We start from the raw sequence: 19,513 nt of genomic DNA on the forward strand, positions 1-19,513 counted from the left end.
TTTTTTTTTCAAGCAGAAGACGGCATACGAGATGCTCAGGAGTCTCGTGGGCTCGGAGATGTGTATAAGAGACAGATGTACATACGCTTGTACATCGGATCCGCGATCATTTTTTTGATTAACGGGTGATCCGCAGATGTACTGTTTGAAAAGGGATCAAGTGTGGCAGCTGTATAAGACTGCCCCTGAGCAGGACCTCCGGGAAAACCGGCAAAACTCATATTCAGATCCCAAACTGTCGGAACAAACCGATCATTCAAATCCCGGTACAGGTAATAGTTTTGTCGAAAAGCCCCTGAGTATGAATCCAGGTTAACCAACACATTGTTATATGCAAGCATCCATAAGGCCCGGTCCACATCCAATTTCGTTTCAATGTCCGAAAAGTTATTGTTCAATGTATTAGTCAGATCAACCAGGTCGCTCCATCCGTAATCCGATTTCAATTCATACCCGTTGGAATAAAGTGAACTGTCGGAACCCAAATACTTCAAATCGGGGTTTACTCCCGCTCCGGGGCCAGCTCCTCCGATAGGATTGCATTTAAAGAATGTTCCATCGGAAGTGTAATAATGGTCACCGTTAAATTTCTTGTTGATACTTTCTGCGTTTGAGTATAAACCACGCAAGCTTCCATTGATATAAACGTTTGCAAAATTGGCCTTCGGACAATCCATGTACTGCTCCAGTATTGCATACGAAAGCACCTCACGGATCATGGACGGGTCCTGGTAACCGTTCTGTAATTTGATATCCGTATATCCTTCATAATCATAACTTCCATGTATGTAATCCAGCTCAATATGTATCGGATTTTTATTGTTGTTTGCATTGTAGGAGCTGTTTCCCTTATATTTTACACCGACGCTGTCGAAAACAATTCCATTGATACGGACAGAATCTGCGAGCAAATAATCTTCCGTTGTGGAAGCAAGCGCATCCAGTTGGGAATCCCAATTCGAAAAGCCAAAGAAAATTTCAATTTTCTGAACGGCAGATCGGTCGTATAATCCTTGTGAATAGGCTGATCCGGTGATAAAGCTGCATGCAAGTGCGGCCAGTAAGATAGTTTGTTTCATGTTGTAGTTTTCACCTATGATATGATTTATTATCAATGGTTTAATAAATCATTAAATAAACAGGAAGAAAATTTAGTTCGTGAAACCTGAATCGGGATCCACAAAGAATATATTCCGTTTCAATCCCGCGAATTTCGTGCGTTTCACAGCACTTCCCTTGAAGATATTTTGAAATGCAAGTTCATCCAATTCCAGCCACTCCTTCGGAGAAAAAGACAAAATCTCTTGCTTCGCTTCAAATTCGGGTTCACTGTGAGGCTTCGAAAACCGGTTCCATGGACAAACATCCTGGCAGATATCGCAGCCATAAACCCAGTTATTCATATTTCCGCGAAACAATTCCGGTAAATCTGCGTCTTTCAATTCAATAGTGGCATAGGAAATGCATTTGGACCCGTTCACAATATAAGGCGCTTCGATCGCATCTGTGGGGCAGGCATCTATACATTTCGTACAGGTACCGCAGTAATCACGCATTGGTCCGTCGGGTTCGATTTCCAAATCACAAATGATTTCGGCAAGGAAGAAAAACGAACCGGTCTTCGGCTGGATTAAATTCCCGTTCTTACCTACCCAGCCCACACCGCTTTTTTCTGCCCATGCTTTCTCGAGAATCGGTGCACTATCGACAAAAACCCGGCCTTCTATTTCCCCGATTTCCTGCTGCAGTTCAGAAACCAATTGTCTCAATTTAGCTCTGACAACGTCGTGATAATCTTTGCCGTAAGCGTATTTGGAAATTTGGAATGTGTCTGCCCGTTGCGTTTCCGCAGGAAAATAATTGTACGCCAGGGAGATCACTGTTTTAGCACCGGGAACCAAAATACGCGGGTCCAGTCTCATATCGAAGTGATTTTCCATGTATCCCATTTTCCCGTGCTTTTCCGCTTTCAGCCAATTAACCAATCGCGGTTCTTCAGAGGCTAAAAAATCAGCCTTGGAAAAACCCACGTGCAGGAAGCCGATGTCTTCAGCTTTCGTTCGAATGCGTTTTTTTAACTGATCCTGCTGCATGATTTAAAACAAAGTCTTCTCCGGAATACAGAAGCTAAATTAGTAATACCAGCCGAGTTTTGAAAACCAGTGAACCCGATGTTCCATTTCGTTCCCGGGTTTACCGGGAATACAAAAAATGAATTAATCCGTTGACACTAAATTGTTTCGGTATCTTTGTTGAACACTTTAAACGGTTAAGTGTAAATATTCCAAACAAAAATCACTTATATGAAGAAACTCTTTCTTTTAATGCTTCCTTTATTCGGAGCATTTTCTTTACTAGCTCAAAAATCCGAGTACACTTATGTAGACGGTCTTTTAACAATTGACGGCGTGGACGTAGCCCGGATTACTAAAATCAAAGATTCCGAGAACATGGGTTTAACCAGCACGTTTGAAGTGAGTTCCATGGACGGGGAAAAATTAATTATCGGGGCTTATGCCGGAGAATTCGAACAAGATCCCAATAACAACATGGACCACTTCTACCGTCTTACGTTTTTAACGGCTAATCAAATCGGTATTTTCACCGTGTCCAAAATGGGAACGGAGAAGTCTTTTGCCAAATTGTTAGGGAAAGCGGAATTTTTGCCGATGGAAAACTGGATGATAAAAAAGTCCAGGAATTCATTGCCAAAAAAGGGAAAGCACCTAAGATCGCTATGGATTACACTTTGGTAAACCGCAACAAAAGCTGGCCTCTTAATCTAAAAGAGGATAAAACCATTGAACAGGATTCCAAAACAATCGGAAGCTTTAAGGATATCAGCGTTAAAAGTACCGGAAACGATACCTATGAGTTCAAGCTGCCTTCCGGGGTGACTATTGCCAAAGCGACATTCACAGGAGGCAACAACGCAAAAAATTGCGAGATGCAGACTATGAAAGACAATTTGAAGCGTGTAGTACCGATGGCTTCGGCAGATAATATTACGTTCAGTGCGTCTGCTATTGACCGCAATCAATGGGTATTGGAGCGCATTGTGAAATGGCTGGTTGCCAATCAGTATTTATAAGATCATACAAACAGTAGGGGCGAATAATTATTCGCCCCTACTGTTTAAAACATGATATCCTATTTTTAGGATTTCGTTATATAACTAAGAGTATTAGAATAATCCACCTTGCTGCCACCCCATATCGAAGCCCAGGTGTTTGAATGCTTTTTCAGTTGCTTTTCTTCCGCGCGGGGTCCGCATCAAAAATCCTTCCTGGATCAAAAAGGGTTCATACACTTCTTCCAGAGTTCCGGCATTTTCACCGATTGCTGTAGCAATAGTGGTTAATCCCACAGGTCCGCCTTTAAACTTATCGATCAGTGTTTTCAAAATTCGGTTATCCATTTCGTCCAAACCGTATTTGTCAACGTTCAATGCATCCAGTGCATGTTGTGTGATAGCCAAAGTAATCGTTCCGTCTCCCTTTACTTGTGCAAAGTCACGAACCCGACGTAAAATTGCATTGGCAATTCGTGGTGTTCCCCGGCTTCTTCTTGAAATTTCAAAAGCCGCCTGTTCCTGAATTGGAATGTCCAGTAATTCTGCCGAGCGTTCCACAATGGAAGCCAGCGTTTCAACGTTGTAATACTCCAAACGGGAATTAATACCAAAACGGGCCCTAAGAGGCGCTGTAAGCAAGCCTGAACGCGTTGTAGCACCAATAAGGGTAAAAGGGTTCAGACTGATCTGAACCGTTCTGGCATTCGCTCCTGAATCAATTAGAATATCAATGCAATAATCCTCCATGGCAGAATAAAGGTACTCTTCCACAACCGGGCTCAAACGATGGATTTCATCAATGAAAAGTACATCGCCTTTACTGAGATTGGTTAAAAGTCCCGCAAGATCGCCTGGCTTATCCAAAACAGGCCCGCTGGTGACTTTAAATCCAACATTCAACTCATTCGCAATGATATTTGCCAAAGTGGTCTTTCCAAGTCCCGGAGGTCCATGCAGCAAAACATGATCCAATGGTTCGTTGCGCTTAACAGCAGCTTGAACAAAGATCTCCAAATTCTCCACGACCTGAGGCTGACCTGCGAAATCGTTCAATAATTTCGGGCGTAATACTTTGTCGTATTCCTTCTCAGGATTCGATGTCTCAGATCTATAGTCGAATGATTCTTCTTCCATTGTTAAGTACAAAAATACAAAATCAGATTTCATTAAACCACATAGATTCCGTGTTAACACAAAAATCCCCACTCGTTTCCAAGCAGGGATTTCAATTTTATATCAAGATTCTAGTGATCTCCTTCTTCGCCTTCAGCCAAAGGAACAATTTGAGGAATAAAATCCTCCTCTGCTCCCGGTTTCGAGTAATCGTAAGGCCAACGGTGAACTTCAGGAATTGCCCCAGGCCAGTTTCCGTGTACATGAACAACCGGTGTAGTCCACTCAAGTGTATTTGACTTCCAAGGGTTTTGAACCGCTCTCGGACCTCTGTAAATACTATAGAAGAAATTGAACAAGAAAATCAACTGACCGAATGCTGCGATAATCGCAAACACCGTGATGATGATATTCAGGTCCATAATCATGTCTTGTGTTGGTTTATCAAAATCACCGTAAACCGAATAATCGTAATAACGACGAGGTGCTCCCGCTAATCCAACGAAGTGCATCGGGAAGAATACCCCGTAAGCTCCAACGATAGTTACCCAGAAGTGAGCGTATCCTAAACGAGTGTTCAACATACGTCCGTACATTTTAGGGAACCAGTGGTAAACACCTGCGAACATTCCGAATACAGCCGACATCCCCATTACAATGTGGAAGTGAGCGACAACGAAATACGTATCGTGAACAGCAATATCCAAAGCAGAGTCAGCAAGGATAATCCCCGTAACACCACCGGTGATGAACGTGGAAACCAATCCAACTGAGAACAACATGGCAGGAGTATAGATGTTGGATCCTCTCCAGATTGTAGTAATGTAGTTAAACACTTTTACAGCTGAAGGAATTGCAATCAACAAAGTTGTAAATACGAATACCGATCCGATGAACGGGTTCATACCTGTAATGAACATGTGGTGACCCCATACAATGAACGATAAGAAACCGATCGCAAGGATTGAACCGATCATCGCACGGTAACCGAAGATCGGCTTACGTGAGTTCGTAGAGATAATTTCTGAAGTCAGACCCAATGCAGGTAATAATACGATATATACTTCCGGGTGACCAAGGAACCAGAATAAGTGTTGGTACAATAACGGAGAACCACCATGGTTTTCCAACATTTCAGAACCAACAATGATATCGGAAAGGTAGAAAGAAGTTCCTGCCAAACGGTCCATCATCAATAACAAAGCAGCAGATAATAAGACCGGGAAAGATAATACCCCTAAGATTGCAGTAATGAAGAATGCCCAGATTGTCAATGGCAAACGAGTCATTTTCATTCCTTTTGTACGCAAGTTAAAGATTGTAACGATGTAGTTCAATGAACCCAACAAAGACGAAGCAATGAAAATAGTCATGGAAACCAACCATAAAGTCATACCCAAACCGGAACCTTCGATTGCTTGCGGTAAAGCAGACAAAGGAGGGTAGATCGTCCAACCTGAAGATGCCGGTCCTGTTTCAATAAACAAAGAAAACAACATGATCAATGAAGAGATCAGGAACATCCAGTATGACAACATATTCAGGAAACCGGAAGCCATATCACGCGCACCAATTTGCAACGGAATAAGTAAGTTCGAGAAAGTACCGGACAAACCACCTGTCAGCAAGAAGAATACCATGATCGTACCGTGGATCGTAACCAAACCTAAGTACATACTTTCCTTCATTACTCCTCCCGGAGCCCAGGTTTCACCCAAGAAAAAGGATAAGAAATCTGATTCCTCTCCCGGCCAAGCCAATTGGATACGGAACAAAATAGATAGCAACATTGCTACTACCCCCATAAATACAGCAGTCATCAAGAACTGCTTTCCAATCATTTTATGGTCTTGACTAAAAATATATTTAGAAATAAAACCTTCTTCATGGTGGTGATGTCCATGAGCGTCCTGATGTGCGTGTGCTTCGTGAGCTGCCATGATTTTATTTTTTTACTTTATTGTTTACTTAATTAATTACTTTCCGATTGATTACATTGCTGCCGGAACAGAGTCCTTTGCTGCTACAGCAGTTGAATCAGCCGGAGCCGCTGCCTTTGGTTTACCAACTGCATAAATGTTTCTGAAGGTCTTGCAAGCATCAGCTGCCTTAGGATCCAATTTAGAAACTTTCTTATACCACTTGTTGTAAGCAGGTTTATCCAATACAACAACCATTAACTTCATTTTGTAGTGCGAAGAACCACAGATCTTGTTACACATCAACACGTAGTTAAACTGCGGGTTATGCATTTTGTCACGCATTTCAGATGTTGTGATGGACGGTGTAAACTTGAAACGTGTCGTTTGTCCCGGAACCGTGTTCATTTGCGCACGGAAATGAGGGAAGTATGCAGAGTGAATCACATCTTTCGAACGGAAGTTGAATTCATACTCCTGTCCTTTACACAAGAATAATGTATCATTTGCGTTGAATACGATATCGTCCATTGCTCGTGCATCCAATGCGCTGTTGTGACGTGCTTTCAATTGGTAAAGCAAACGAATCATGCGCTCTTTTCTAGCCAAATCCTTCACCATTAAGTCATGGTCTTCAGGAACAAAAATCAATTTAGGATCGTTCAATTTAGCCTCCAATGCACGAATTCCTGTTGAACTGTTTTCCATACTGTCGATTGCATCCTGGATTGTCTTTGTAGTTAACAAAGCCATTGGGTTGTTTTCGTTTGTCAATTTGTAATCGAAATACCCCAGTGTATTGTCATCACCTGACATACGAACTGTCCAGTCAAACTGCTTGGAGAACAACTCGATTCTGATTGCTTCTTTGGAAGCATTATCAGTCTGCTCATTCCATGATCTCAAACCTAAGATGATGATCACTGCAAGAACAATTGCCGGAACCACTGTCCAAACCAACTCCAAACGGTTGTCATGCGGGAACCAGTATGCTTTCACTCCCGGTTTGCGTACGTACTTAAATGCGAATCCGAACAGTAAAGCATTCGTTAAGAAGAATACTGCAATAATGATCCACAAGTTCAAATCCATCAACCAGTCAGTTCCTTTTCCATGAACGGAAGCAGCTTCTCCACGACCAGTAAATCCATATTCAGCGAATAAGTACAATACGGACGCGAAAAACGCGAACATAAACACCAATAATAAGGTTGCGTTTAAACGGTTATCGCGATTCGGAATATCTTCCTCACGACGGTTTCTTAATTTAGAAGAAAGCTCGTACATACGCACCAACTGTGCGATGGCAATAACTCCTAAAATGATAACTATTAATACGATTAGCTTTGTCATGTTTTTTATTTTATCGTAACAACAAGTGCCTTATTAAATTTCGTGGTGAATACTTTCGTCCAGGAACGGGTGATTTACCGGCATCAATGGAGCTTTTGTCAGGTTCGTTAAGATCACTCTGATGAAGAATCCTAAGAACAATAACGCCATTCCAATTTCCATTGCCCCGATGTAAGCATGTTTACCCATTGAACCTCCCATTACCATTAAGTAAGCATCTACCCAGTGACCTGCGAAAATGATTACCCCTACTGCAGTCAATACACCAGCGTGTCTTTTCGCATCACGGGACATTAACAACAACATTGGGAATGCGAAGTTGATGAAGAACATACCGAAGTATAATAATTTGAAGTCTTCAATACGAGTCAAGTGGTAAGTTACCTCTTCAGGAATGTTGGCATACCAAATCAACATGAATTGAGAGAACCACAAGTAAGACCACAGGAAAGAAGTAGCGAATGTCCATTTTCCTAAATCGTGGATGTGGTTTTCGTTTACTTTAGAAAGGTATCCTTGTTTTTTCAGGTACAATGTCAATGTTACCAAAACAACCATTGTAGAACACCACATTCCAGCAAATACGTACCATCCGAACAATGTTGAGAACCAGTGCGCATCAATTGACATGATCCAGTCCCAGGCAGAAGTTGAGGAGAATACCGCAAAGAATACTAAGAACAATGCTCCTTTTTTATAGTTCGTGAAGTGAATAGCTGATCCACCCACACGATCCTCTTCCAATGAACGCATTTTGAAACCTCTCCAGAAGATGAAGTAAACTCCCATGTAAGCCAATGTTCTGATCCAGAAGAAAACCTGGTTCAAATAAGCTGACTTCTTTACTAAGATCGGGTCGTGCTGTACGTGCTCAGAGTCCATCCACATATAGATACCTCCGCCTTTCATCAAAGAAAGTGTCAACAAAGTGATCAACATTAATCCGATACCGTAAGGTAGGTAACCTGCTACTCCTTCAATAATGCGCTTTACAGATGCATACCAACCTGTTTCAGTGGCGTACTGCAAAGCCAAGAAGTACAATGCTCCCAAACCGATTGCAAAGAAGAAGAAGCTATCTACCAACAGGTTTCCTAAGAAACGTGTTTTAAAATGCTCACCTCCATGGCAGCTAAATTCTACCCAAATACCTAAACACAGGCCGATAACTCCTAACAACATCAGGACTACCGTAAGGGATTTTGCTTTTGATGAAATCTTGAATTCCATTTCTATTCGTTTTCTATCTTAGTAAATATTACTTTTTTGCAGTTGTATCTACTGCTACTGCCATAGTTCCCCATGCTTGAGCACCGTTAGCATCGAACGTTCCATACTTTTGGTCCTGGAATTTTCTTACGTAGTGAACCAAAGTCCAGATCTCTTTCTTGTTCAACAAAGATGCATGAGCCCCCATCATTCCTTTACCGTAGTAAATAGAATAGAACATTTGACCTTCAGCAATCGTTAAGCCACTCAACACAGCCGCACCGGTATAAGCTCCGGATTTAACCATTGGACCTTCTCCGTCACCTTTCTCACCATGACAGTGATTACAGTTTACCTGGTACAATGCCTTTCCTTCAGCGAAAATTTTATCAGCAACTTCCTGAGAAGTCAACTTCAATGGATTCACATCAGCAGCAGCCATTTTGTATTCGTAATCCGCATCTTCATTCGAAGACAAATCATATTGGTACAAACCGTGAGTTTCTGCAAACAATCTACCCGGCATACGGTGGTATGGAAGTAAGGTATGAACAGTTGCCGAATCAGTACCCCAATAAGGAATTGCATAACGAGGCGGAACCATTGCGGAACGGCGCATTTTGAATTCGTCATTGATTTGTCCGCGAACTTCACCATAATCAACATATGGTTCAACCGCAGGAGAACGATACATATCAGGCATGTATTCTAAACCTGCACTATCAGGATCCGAAGTACACGCTGCCGCTAGCAACGCTACTACTGAAAACTGTGCAAATGCCTTGAATTTTACTTTCATCTGTATTGGTCTTTAAACGCTGTAAGACTTAAGATCTACAGTTAATTAATGAATATCTTTTTGATCTATTTCTATCACTCCTGTCTCATTCAACATCGTCATCAATTCCCCTTCCGAGAACTGACCGTTGTCTGACAAACGCAATTCCATTACGAATTTATCATCTGTCGTACGAGGATCAGGGTTTGTTGCCGGCATTCCTGGCAATGTCTTATTCAATAATAAATAAGTGATCGCCATTCCGTGAGCAGCACACAATACTGTAAACTCAAATGTAATCGGAATGAAAGCCAAAACGTTATCCAAATAGGTCATGCTTGGTTTACCACCGATGTTCATCGGCCAGTCATGAATCATGAAATAATTCATTCCCAAAGTTGCCAGTGCAGTACCTGTCAAACCGTATAAGAATGCCATAATACCCAAACGTGTATGCTTAACACCGATGATCGGATCAATACCGTGAATCGGGAACGGAGAAAACACGTCAGCTACTTTAACTCCTTTAGCGACTAACTTCTTTGCACCATCTTTTAGTACATCGTCGTCGTCATACATTGCATAAATTACTTTCTCTGCCATGTTTCTCTATTAATGATTATGAGTATCGTGATCATCGTGTCCGTGACTACCATGACCGTTTTTTGCAAAATAAGGGTGAACCGGAGCGGTATCGTTCTTATAAGATTCACCGGATGATTTCAAGATTGTTTTCAATTCGTTCAACGCCAATACCGGGAAGAAACGAGCGAACAACAAGAAGAATACGAAGAATAAACCGATCGTTCCTACATATACACCTAAGTCGATGTGACTCGGGTAGTGCATAGACCAGGAAGAAGGTAAGTAATCGCGGTGGATGGAAGTAACGATAATTACGTAACGCTCAAACCACATACCGATGTTTACAACAATCGAGATGATGAATGTAAACAATAAACTTCTGCGTAATTTTTTGAACCACATCAACTGTGGAGAAACCACGTTACATGTCATCATCGCCCAGTAAGCCCACCAGTATGGTCCCGTTGCTCTGTTGAAGAATGCGTATGCTTCGTATTCAACACCTGAGTACCAGGAAATAAATAACTCGGTGATATATGCCGTACCTACGATCGAACCTGTAACCATGATTACGATGTTCATATACTCTACGTGCTTCGTGTGGATGTAAGCTTCCAATTTCATCGCCTTACGCATCACCAAAAGAAGCGTTTGTACCATCGCGAATCCGGAGAATACCGCTCCCGCAACGAAGTACGGAGGGAAGATAGTGGTATGCCATCCCGGAATAACCGATGTAGCAAAGTCAAAGGATACAATCGAGTGAACCGAGAATACAAGTGGTGTAGCAACACCTGCAAGTACCAGGGAAACCAATTCGAAACGGTTCCAGTGCTTAGCACGTCCTGACCAACCGAAAGAAAGGATTGAATACATTTTCTTTGGAATCGGCTTCTTAACACGGTCACGGATCGTAGCGAAATCAGGTATCAAACCGATATACCAGAAAACCAGTGATACGGAAAGATACGTAGAGATCGCAAATACGTCCCATAATAGCGGTGAGTTGAAGTTAACCCATAATGAACCGAAATGGTTTGGCAATGGAAGAGTCCAGTAACCTACCCATAAACGACCCATGTGGATCAGCGGGAACAAACCTGCCATGAATACCGCGAAGATTGTCATCGCCTCAGCAGAACGGTTAATCGCCATTCTCCATTTTTGACGGAACAATAACAATACGGCTGAGATCAGGGTTCCGGCGTGACCGATACCTACCCACCAAACGAAGTTGGTAATATCCCAAGCCCAACCAATGGTCTTGTTAAGACCCCAAACTCCGATACCTGTTCCTAACAAGTAAAAGATACATCCTACTCCGTATAATCCGATAACTAAAGCGATACCGAATAAAATGTACCACATGCGCGGTGCTTTATCCTCAATCGGTTTACATACGTCCTCGGTAATCTCGTGATACGTTTTGTGACCTAATATGAGGGGTTCACGAATTGCAGCTTCCTTATGCATTAGACTTTAATTTTAAGCAATTAATGATTTGACTTACTTTCATGTTTTCCAGCGTGGTGTCCACCATGGTGAGCAGCAGCTTCTTCTTTCTTAGCTTCTGCAACCAATCTGTCCAATTCCGTATTGTCGTTGTTACGAACTTTAACCTGGTACCAAACATTCGGCTTCACTCCTACTTCTTCCAAAGCCTGGTATGAACGCTTATCTCCCGATACTTTGCGGATCTTAGAGTTGACATCATTCCAGTCACCGAATACGATTGCTCCTGCAGGACACGCATCTGAACAAGCAGATTCGAAGTCGCTGTCCTGAACCGTACGGTTTTGAACTTTAGCTTCTAGTTTTACAGATTGGATCTTCTGAACACAGAATGAACACTTCTCCATCACACCACGTGTACGAACTGTAACGTCAGGGTTCAATACCATACGTCCTAAATCGTCCTGAGCAGGGTTGATCTCTGTAAATTTCTTATAAGATGGGTAGTTAAACCAGTTGAAACGACGAACCTTGTAAGGACAGTTGTTAGCACAGTAACGAGTACCGATACAACGGTTATAAGTCATTTGGTTTAATCCTTCATTTGAGTGTGTTGTTGCAGCAACCGGACAAACCGTTTCACACGGAGCGTGGTTACACTGCTGACACATCATCGGCATGTGAACTACAGCCGGGTTTGCAGTAGGGATTTCAGATTCTACGTAATCCAAATGTCCAAGAACAGGATCTTTACGTGTTCCTACTGCTGCTTCTTCGCTGGATGCAAAGTAACGATCGATACGCAACCAGTGCATTTCACGACCTCTGCGTACTTCGTCTTTTCCAACTACAGGAATATTGTTTTCAGCCTGGCAAGCAATGATACAAACACCACAACCAAAACACTGGTTCAAGTCGATTGTCATTCCCCAACGGTGACCGATATTTTCTACCGGATGTGCATCCCATAAATCGAATTCAGAGATCGGAACTTCACCTTCATGCGTATGTAACACGTGCTTGTGGTTGTAAGCTCCCGGCTCTTCATTTTGGTAAATATCCAAAGTTGTTTCTCTAACGATAGAGTTACGGGACATTACCGTATGGTGAATTTGCGTTGCTGCGATCGGATAAAGGTCGTTTCCTGCTTTTGCAATGGAACCAACTACGTTGTTTTGGTAAGTTCCATTCTCCCATGTAAGGAAACGGAATGCATTTTTACCAACTGATACGCGGTTACCTTTAGCATCTGTTTCGAAACCTCCGTATTGCTTTGTTACGAATGCCGCGTTACCGATGTTTTCGTTTCCTTCTCCACGTCCGTATCCAAGAGCGATACCGATAGTACCCGCAGCTTGCCCCGGTGAAGGATAAACAGGAAGTGTGATTGATTCACCACCAACTTTTACAGTTGCCATGTTCAATCCGTTCTCCTGGTCGAAAGTTGTTGCGTAACCTTCTTTTCTCATTGTCTCAGGCGACATGGTGATGTAGTTATCCCAAGTCACTTTGGAAATCGGGTCCGGCATCTCTTGCAACCATGGGTTACCAGCCATATCTCCGTTTCCGATACCTGCTTTTTGGTACAATACAACTTCAAGAGAACCAGATTTAGGTAATTTACCTGCCACTTTACCCATAGCAGCGTCATTGAACGCTACAGGAGCACCCGGCATTACGAAATCTTCGTTACAGCTATTGTGAATAGCCATTTCCCAGTACGTATTGAAATCCGTGTATTTTGTCTGCATTGGGAAACCATACATTTCCCAATTCTTTTGAATGTATTCGTATGCTACACGTGAATCTTTTCCTCCACGATTTTTCTTTCCTGCCCAAACCAATAGAGACTCCATCGCTGAAGCTGTATCGAATAACGGACGGATTGTAGGCTGTGCGATTGCATAATGACCTGCTTTCGGATTGTAATCCATCCATGACTCTAATGCATGGTGGTCAGGAGCAATGTATGTACATTTTGTAGCTGTTTCATCTCCGTATCCGGATAATGAAAGGCTTAGTTTTACATTTTCAAGTGCCGCTGCAAACGCTTTACCATTCGGTAAGTTGTAAACAGGGTTTGTTCCTAAGAAGAATACCGCATCCGGTCCTTTTCCTGCGATAACATCAGAAACCAATTTCTGCATTTTCGCATCTTCTGATTGGAACATTTGTAATTGTTTATCGAAAAGGATTGTTTTTCCGTAAGCTCCCAATACGCTGTTCAGTTTGTTAGTCAAGATCTGAATCGCTTTGTTATTGGAACCGGAAACAACCACTGACATACCTTTGGATGCCTTCAATGCTTTTACAGCCTGATCAGCAACCGCTTGTGCTTCTTTCGGAAGAGCAGAAGAAACTCCTGCATTCACCCCGAATTTACCAAGGATATAAGCCAATACATTTGCCTGCTCACTAGGCTTGATCATTCCGCGGTAATCTGCGTTTGAACCTGTGATAGACATTGTTGATTCGAACTGGAAGTGTTTGCTCATCCATTCTCCATCCGGGTTACGGCGTTTTCCGTAATCAGCAGAGAAAGCATTTCCAAGCAACCAGGTTGACAAGAAGTCTGCACCAATACTAACGATTGTTTTAGCCTGTGTGAAATCATAATCAGGAATAGCACGCATTCCGAATGACTCCAGGTTAGCCTCACGCATTCCGGCGTAAGAAATTGCGTCGTATTGGATAAAGTTAAAGTTCGGGTGAACAGTTGCCATTCCATTTGCATCTTTCACTTCTCCGTAGATGCTTGTAGACAAGTCTACGATTGCACCTTGCATAGAAGGAGAAATTACCGAATTTGCAACGAAAGCAACTTTACCGTTTGATTTCTTGATATCAGCCAATGCAGCTTTTACAGCTCCATCCAACTTATCCCATGAAATATCTTTTCCACCTTTAGCCTGTGCTGTTTTTAAACGAGCATTATCGTAAAGAGAAAGAACGGATGAAACGATCTGAGGAGTCAGAGCTCCCTGCGTAAATCCGAAATCACGGTTTCCTTTAATATAAATAGGTCGACCTTCACGTGTTTTAACAACAATACTTGCGTAAGCATTTCCATCGTAATACGTGGAAGCATACCAGGTTGCAACACCCGGTGTTACGTTTTCCGGTTTAACAACGTAAGGAATAGCTTTTGTAACCGGCGCTTCACATGCAGCAACTGTAGCAGCTGCGACACTGAATCCTAAGAATTTCAAGAAGTCACGACGTGCCGTAGATGTTTCAGCAAGTTGATCATCACCTAAGAATTCGTCAACAGAAACAGACGGAGAAAACTCCTGGTCTCTTGACTCAATGAATGCTGGCGTTTCATGCAATTCATCAAGACCTTTCCAATATTTTTTTGACATAGCCATAATCTTTGTTCTACTGTTCTGGATTGATTAATAGTGACATTTAGCACATTCCCAACCACCTAATTCTTTAACCGTTATTTTCTTGTCCTCAAGGAACTTGTTGTATAATTTTCTGTCTTTTAACAAACGGTTATGTATTTCATTGTAATAATTGCTTCCTTTTGAATCCAATGACCCTGAAGAAATTTCTTTCTCAGCGTGACATTCGATACACCATCCCATTGTCAAAGTTGCTTTTGTCAACGGAACGTTACCTTCGATCTTGTTCAATTCGGAAACCGGCTGAACTTTAGCAGTTTCATTCATTTTTGTCATATCACCGTGACACTGCTTACAATCTACCTGTCCTGCAACTACGTGCTGCTGGTGGTTGAAGTAAACGTGATCAGGTAAAACGTGAACTTTGTTCCAGATAATCTCTTTTGTTTTCCCGGAGTACTTCTGAGTTGCAGGATCGTAACCGGCAGCAGCATAAATCTTAGCGATTTTCTCTTGTTGTTCCGGAGTATTTCCATTGATCTGCTTGTGACAGTTCATACAAACGTTCACCGTTGGAATACCTGCCGTTTTTCCGTTATCAGCAGAGTTGTGACAATACTTACAATCAATCCCGTTCTTTCCTGCGTGGATATCATGCGGGAATTCGATCGGCTGTGATGGCTGATAATCCTCCAATACTCCAATTGAATAAAGGGAAAGGAATAATGAAACAATCAAAGACATTACGATCACTAATCCTCCAAGACCAACATAACGCTTGTATTTCCAAGCCCACGCCTTGAACTCCTGTCCGAATGAAAGCTCATCGTTCACAGCGTGACCTTCATGTTCTCTTGTTGCATTTCTCAACTGACGACGAACACCGCCAACAGCCATAATAATTACAGCAAAGACAACACCCATCAGGATCCAAACCCATGAAAGTCCGTCCTCTTCTACTTCTCCGACAGCACCTGCACCCGCACCAGCATCTCCTGTCGCAACAGCAGCAGCCGGATCAGGCTGTTCGTCAACCCAATTAAAGATTGCATCAATTTCTTCGGTTTTTCCAGCCAAATCCGGGAATGTGTTCATTGCCGTTGACTTTAAACCAGAAACTTTTTTCGCATACGGATCCGCAGCAGCAGCAGCATTCCAGTTCGCCACCCACAAATAGATAGATCCTTCTTTCGCACCTTCTGAAGCCCATTTTTCACGGACTTTAAAAAGTTTCGGACCTGTACCATCTTTGTGTGGAGAGTGACATGTAGCGCACTTCGCCTTAAATAACGCTCCGCCATCAACCTGAGCGAAACTATCAAATGCACCAACAACAAATACTGTCGAAAGCGCACCGATACACCATTGTTTTATACTTCTAAACATCTGATTATTAGATATTTTTGTTTCTAAAATAAGTTGTCAACCCTATGTTAACACAGCAATTGACGATGGCAAATTTAGAAGAATAAGGGGTTTCTGTGACAGTTTTATGACAATTTCTGCACCCGTTTTTTTAATTTAAAATGATTCTAAATAACTCGATTCTTTCACATTTCTTAACAATCCCCTAATTTGCTACAACTTACGTTCTTTTATGGGGTTTCAGACCCGGTTTTTTGGCATGATTTTTTTCAATGAAATCAGCAAATACAGAATGAATCGAGTACCTAAAAAAAATCGGTTAACTTTGTCAAAAGCTCCCGGATATGAAAAAATTGATTTTGGTAACAGCTCTTACTGGTATTTCTTACTTTGGAAATGCACAGGTAACTATTGTAAAGGACAGTAGAATCGATGATTTGGTGCATGCTCAAAGTCAGGGATCTTCCTCTGAAATCATCGGATACCGTTTGCAATTGACATTTGATTCCAGCAAGTCGGTTATTGATGATTCCCGATCACGTTTTTCAGCACAATTTCCCAAAGTGGACACTTATGTAGAATTCGTTGCTCCGCATTATTTTTTAAAAGTAGGTGATTTCAGAACGCAGCTGGAAGCCGAGAAGGTTAAAACTGCTACTGCCGCACAATTTCCTACCGGCTTTATCGTGAAAGAGAAGATTAATTTGCCCAGAATCGATCAATAATTATCAATTATGAATTAGATAATTATCAAGAAGAACAACCTTGATAATTGATCATTCAAAAATTGATAATTTCCCAAATCATTCTGCGAGCAGGCGATTTCGTATAGTTTTACCAGAAATGCATCCGCTCGAAACGCATCCCTGGATTAAATAACCGCCTGTAGGTGCATCCCAATCAATCATCTCACCTGCAACAAATACATTTGGAAATTTATTCAACTCACCCGATTCCGAGATTTCAGCATCCGAAACACCTCCGGCACAGGAAATGACTTCTTCAATGGGGCGAAAACCCTTAATTCCTATAGAAAACTCTTTGATTGCCTTCGCCAGTTCTTTAGGATCCAAAAACCGCTGTTTTGAAACAAAATTCCTGATCCAAAAAATGGCTACTTCGCCTAATTTCAGTTCTTTCAGCCCTTGTGACGGATTTTTTGCCTTTTTCAGCACCTCAAACACCTTTTGCTGTGTCATCTGAGGTTTCAGATCTACATTGAAAAACGGTTTTTCCATTTTTCGCAATGCTCCATTGATCGCATAAGCCGGTTTTCCTTCCAAACCATAGCTTGTGCAGACCAAATCTCCGGAACAACTTTGGTCTCCTGCAGAAACCCGGATATTTTTCAGGATTTTCCCTTCCAAATCTCCCAACCAGTTCTCATAAAGAACCAATCCTGAATTGCTTGATTGAAAAGGATTCAACACAATTCCTTTCTGTTCAAAAACAGCTGTCCAAAATCCGTCAGAACCGGTAACCGGCCAGGATTTCCCTCCCAGTGCCAATACCAGGTAATCGAAATCGATTTTTTCCAGCTTTCCGTCCCGTTCTACCTCCACTTGCTTTTCATCGAAGTCAACAAAGCGGGTGTTTAGTATAAACTGAATTCTCGGTTCCAAAAGCTGTTTCCAGGCATTCAGCACCTGTATCGGTTTAATGGCATCCTCCGGAAAGATTTTCCCGGAAGAACCAACCTTGGTCTCAATGCCGATCTGTTTCAGGAACTTGATCCAATCCTTATTCGAAAACTGTTTGACAGCCTGCTTAATCCAATCGGAATCATACTTTTCCCGGAATTCACTTTGCGTTTCAGAATGTGTGAGATTAAACCCACCATCTCCGGCAACCAGGAATTTACGTCCTACACTTGCTTTTTGGTCCAACAGCAAGATTTCACAATCACTTTTCAGTAATTGCGTTGCAGCCATTAATCCGGCGGGACCTCCGCCAATGATTATTACGCGTTTCAAATCAGCGGTAGTTAATCGTAATTTTCTTAGCCAATTCCTTTGCTTTATCCGTAATTTTACTCACTTCCTCATCACCGGAATACAATACCACCGCCATTCTTCGGTAAGGTCTCGTTGTTGGTTTTCCGAAAATGCGCACATCAGAACCTTCCACTTTCAACACTTCTTCCAAACCGGAAAAAGCGGGTGCATAATCGGATTCTCTATCTGCCAGAACCACAGCACTTGCTCCGTTTTTCAAAGAAACAACCGATGGAATAGGCAAACCAAGTATAGCACGGGCATGCAGTTCAAATTCGCTGAAATTCTGAGTTCCTGCAAGCGTTACCATACCCGTATCATGCGGACGCGGGGATAATTCGGAGAAATAGGCACCGTCTTTTGTAATAAAGAACTCTACTCCCCACAAACCTGAACCGCCAAGTGCTTTCGTTACTTTTGCGGCCATTTCCTGTGCTTCTTTCAGATGTTCCGTATGCATGGGCATTGGCTGCCAGCTTTCCTGGTAATCTCCGCGTTCCTGTCTGTGACCGATCGGCGCGCAAAATAAAGTTTCGCCGTTATTTTGTGTTACTGTTAAAAGCGTTATCTCGTAATCAAAAGGAATAAATTCTTCCACGATTACTTCTTTCAAATCCCCCCGGGAACCTTCAATAGCATAAGTCCATGCTTTGGAGATCTCTTCTTTCGAACGGATAACAGACTGGCCTTTCCCGGAACTCGACATGAGTGGCTTTACCACACAAGGGATACCGATCTCCAAAACTGCCTGCTCGAATTCTTCACCCGTTTTGGCATACAGGTAATTAGCTGTTTTTACTCCCAGGTCTTTAGCTGCCAGATCACGGATCGCCTTGCGGTTCATCGTAAAATTAGCTGCTTTTGCAGAAGGAATCACCTGGATTCCCATTTTCTCGTATTCGTAGAAACGCTCCGTACGGATTGCTTCGATTTCCGGAACGATTAAATCGGGATTGTGCTTTGCAACAATTGCATCCAATGAAACGGCATCCAGCATATTGATCACTTCAAAGGAATCCGCCACCTGCATGGCAGGTGCGTTCTCATAGCTGTCAACAGCAATTACTGTTTGTCCCAAACGCTGCAGTGCGATTACCAGTTCTTTTCCAAGTTCACCGGAACCAAGGAGTAAAATTTTCTTTTGCATATCCAAAAGTAGTATAAAGAGTTCAAAAGTTCCACCGGGTTCAATTGATTTTGAACTTTTAACCCATTCAACTTTTGAACCTTTCGCTAAATAGAAACCAGTCTACACCACTTTTTTTTAACCATTTACTGCAAAAATTAAACAACTTCATCCGTAAAAATCACGTCATTTAGATTAT

At 42.2% G+C, this 19,513-nt stretch carries 15 protein-coding genes; 3 read left to right on the forward strand and 12 right to left on the reverse strand.

Features of this window, described 5'->3' with window-relative positions; genetic code table 11:
• Positions 1–1,151: 1,151 nt before the first annotated feature.
• Positions 1,152–2,093 (reverse strand): tRNA epoxyqueuosine(34) reductase QueG, encoded by a 942-nt coding sequence (gene queG / locus QZT69_RS10470; RefSeq protein ID WP_294673818.1) that lies wholly within the window; start codon positions 2,091–2,093, stop codon positions 1,152–1,154.
• A gap of 210 nt (positions 2,094–2,303) precedes the next feature.
• On the opposite strand from queG, the gene QZT69_RS10475 reads away from it, so the two are divergent.
• Both QZT69_RS10475 and QZT69_RS10480 read left to right on the forward strand, forming a co-directional pair.
• Positions 2,304–2,756: a hypothetical protein gene (locus QZT69_RS10475; protein WP_294673819.1), complete on the forward strand. Its 453-nt coding sequence runs from the start codon at positions 2,304–2,306 to the stop codon at positions 2,754–2,756.
• Positions 2,738–3,091: a hypothetical protein gene (locus QZT69_RS10480; RefSeq protein WP_294673821.1), complete on the forward strand. Its 354-nt coding sequence runs from the start codon at positions 2,738–2,740 to the stop codon at positions 3,089–3,091. The genes QZT69_RS10475 and QZT69_RS10480 overlap by 19 nt, the downstream gene beginning before the upstream one ends.
• A 93-nt stretch (positions 3,092–3,184) precedes the next feature.
• Here the strand turns inward: QZT69_RS10480 and ruvB are convergent, their stop codons facing one another.
• The 9 genes from ruvB to QZT69_RS10525 all read right to left on the reverse strand — a co-directional run bounded on the left by ruvB (position 3,185) and on the right by QZT69_RS10525 (position 16,215).
• On the reverse strand, positions 3,185–4,207 hold the full coding sequence (ruvB, locus tag QZT69_RS10485) for a Holliday junction branch migration DNA helicase RuvB (protein ID WP_294673823.1): 1,023 nt from the start codon (positions 4,205–4,207) through the stop codon (positions 3,185–3,187).
• Positions 4,208–4,317: 110 nt separating this feature from the next.
• The gene (locus tag QZT69_RS10490) at positions 4,318–6,126 is read right to left on the reverse strand and encodes a cbb3-type cytochrome c oxidase subunit I (RefSeq protein ID WP_294673825.1); all 1,809 of its coding nucleotides are present in this window, start codon (positions 6,124–6,126) and stop codon (positions 4,318–4,320) included.
• Between the two features lie 51 nt (positions 6,127–6,177).
• A complete protein-coding gene (locus QZT69_RS10495; protein ID WP_294673827.1) occupies positions 6,178–7,458 on the reverse strand; it encodes a cytochrome c oxidase subunit II in 1,281 nt (426 codons plus the stop codon).
• 33 nt (positions 7,459–7,491) lie between these two features.
• A complete protein-coding gene (locus tag QZT69_RS10500) occupies positions 7,492–8,688 on the reverse strand; it encodes a quinol:cytochrome C oxidoreductase (RefSeq protein ID WP_294673829.1) in 1,197 nt (398 codons plus the stop codon).
• A gap of 28 nt (positions 8,689–8,716) precedes the next feature.
• Positions 8,717–9,466 (reverse strand): cytochrome c, encoded by a 750-nt coding sequence (locus QZT69_RS10505; protein ID WP_294673831.1) that lies wholly within the window; start codon positions 9,464–9,466, stop codon positions 8,717–8,719.
• Positions 9,467–9,511: 45 nt separating this feature from the next.
• The gene (locus tag QZT69_RS10510; protein WP_294673833.1) at positions 9,512–10,048 is read right to left on the reverse strand and encodes a DUF3341 domain-containing protein; all 537 of its coding nucleotides are present in this window, start codon (positions 10,046–10,048) and stop codon (positions 9,512–9,514) included.
• 9 nt (positions 10,049–10,057) lie between these two features.
• Positions 10,058–11,503, reverse strand: a complete 1,446-nt coding sequence (nrfD, locus tag QZT69_RS10515; RefSeq protein ID WP_294673835.1) for an NrfD/PsrC family molybdoenzyme membrane anchor subunit — start codon at positions 11,501–11,503, stop codon at positions 10,058–10,060.
• A gap of 20 nt (positions 11,504–11,523) precedes the next feature.
• Positions 11,524–14,844 carry a TAT-variant-translocated molybdopterin oxidoreductase gene (locus QZT69_RS10520; RefSeq protein WP_294673837.1) on the reverse strand — a complete coding sequence of 1,107 codons (3,321 nt, stop codon included), beginning with the start codon at positions 14,842–14,844 and terminating at the stop codon, positions 11,524–11,526.
• A 33-nt stretch (positions 14,845–14,877) separates the two neighbouring features.
• Complete coding sequence (locus tag QZT69_RS10525; protein WP_294673839.1) at positions 14,878–16,215, reverse strand: cytochrome c3 family protein; 1,338 nt, start codon at positions 16,213–16,215, stop codon at positions 14,878–14,880.
• A gap of 323 nt (positions 16,216–16,538) precedes the next feature.
• Between QZT69_RS10525 and QZT69_RS10530 the strand changes: the two genes are divergently transcribed.
• Positions 16,539–16,919, forward strand: coding sequence for a hypothetical protein (locus QZT69_RS10530; RefSeq protein ID WP_294673841.1), 381 nt, complete (start codon positions 16,539–16,541; stop codon positions 16,917–16,919).
• Positions 16,920–16,997: 78 nt separating this feature from the next.
• Here the strand turns inward: QZT69_RS10530 and QZT69_RS10535 are convergent, their stop codons facing one another.
• A complete protein-coding gene (locus tag QZT69_RS10535) occupies positions 16,998–18,167 on the reverse strand; it encodes a TIGR03862 family flavoprotein (RefSeq protein ID WP_294673842.1) in 1,170 nt (389 codons plus the stop codon).
• A 1-nt stretch (position 18,168) separates the two neighbouring features.
• Positions 18,169–19,335 (reverse strand): formate-dependent phosphoribosylglycinamide formyltransferase, encoded by a 1,167-nt coding sequence (purT, locus tag QZT69_RS10540; protein WP_294673843.1) that lies wholly within the window; start codon positions 19,333–19,335, stop codon positions 18,169–18,171.
• Between the last annotated feature and the right edge of the window lie 178 nt (positions 19,336–19,513).

The organism is uncultured Fluviicola sp. (genome assembly GCF_902168135.1).
Taxonomy (GTDB): domain Bacteria; phylum Bacteroidota; class Bacteroidia; order Flavobacteriales_D; family Crocinitomicaceae; genus Fluviicola.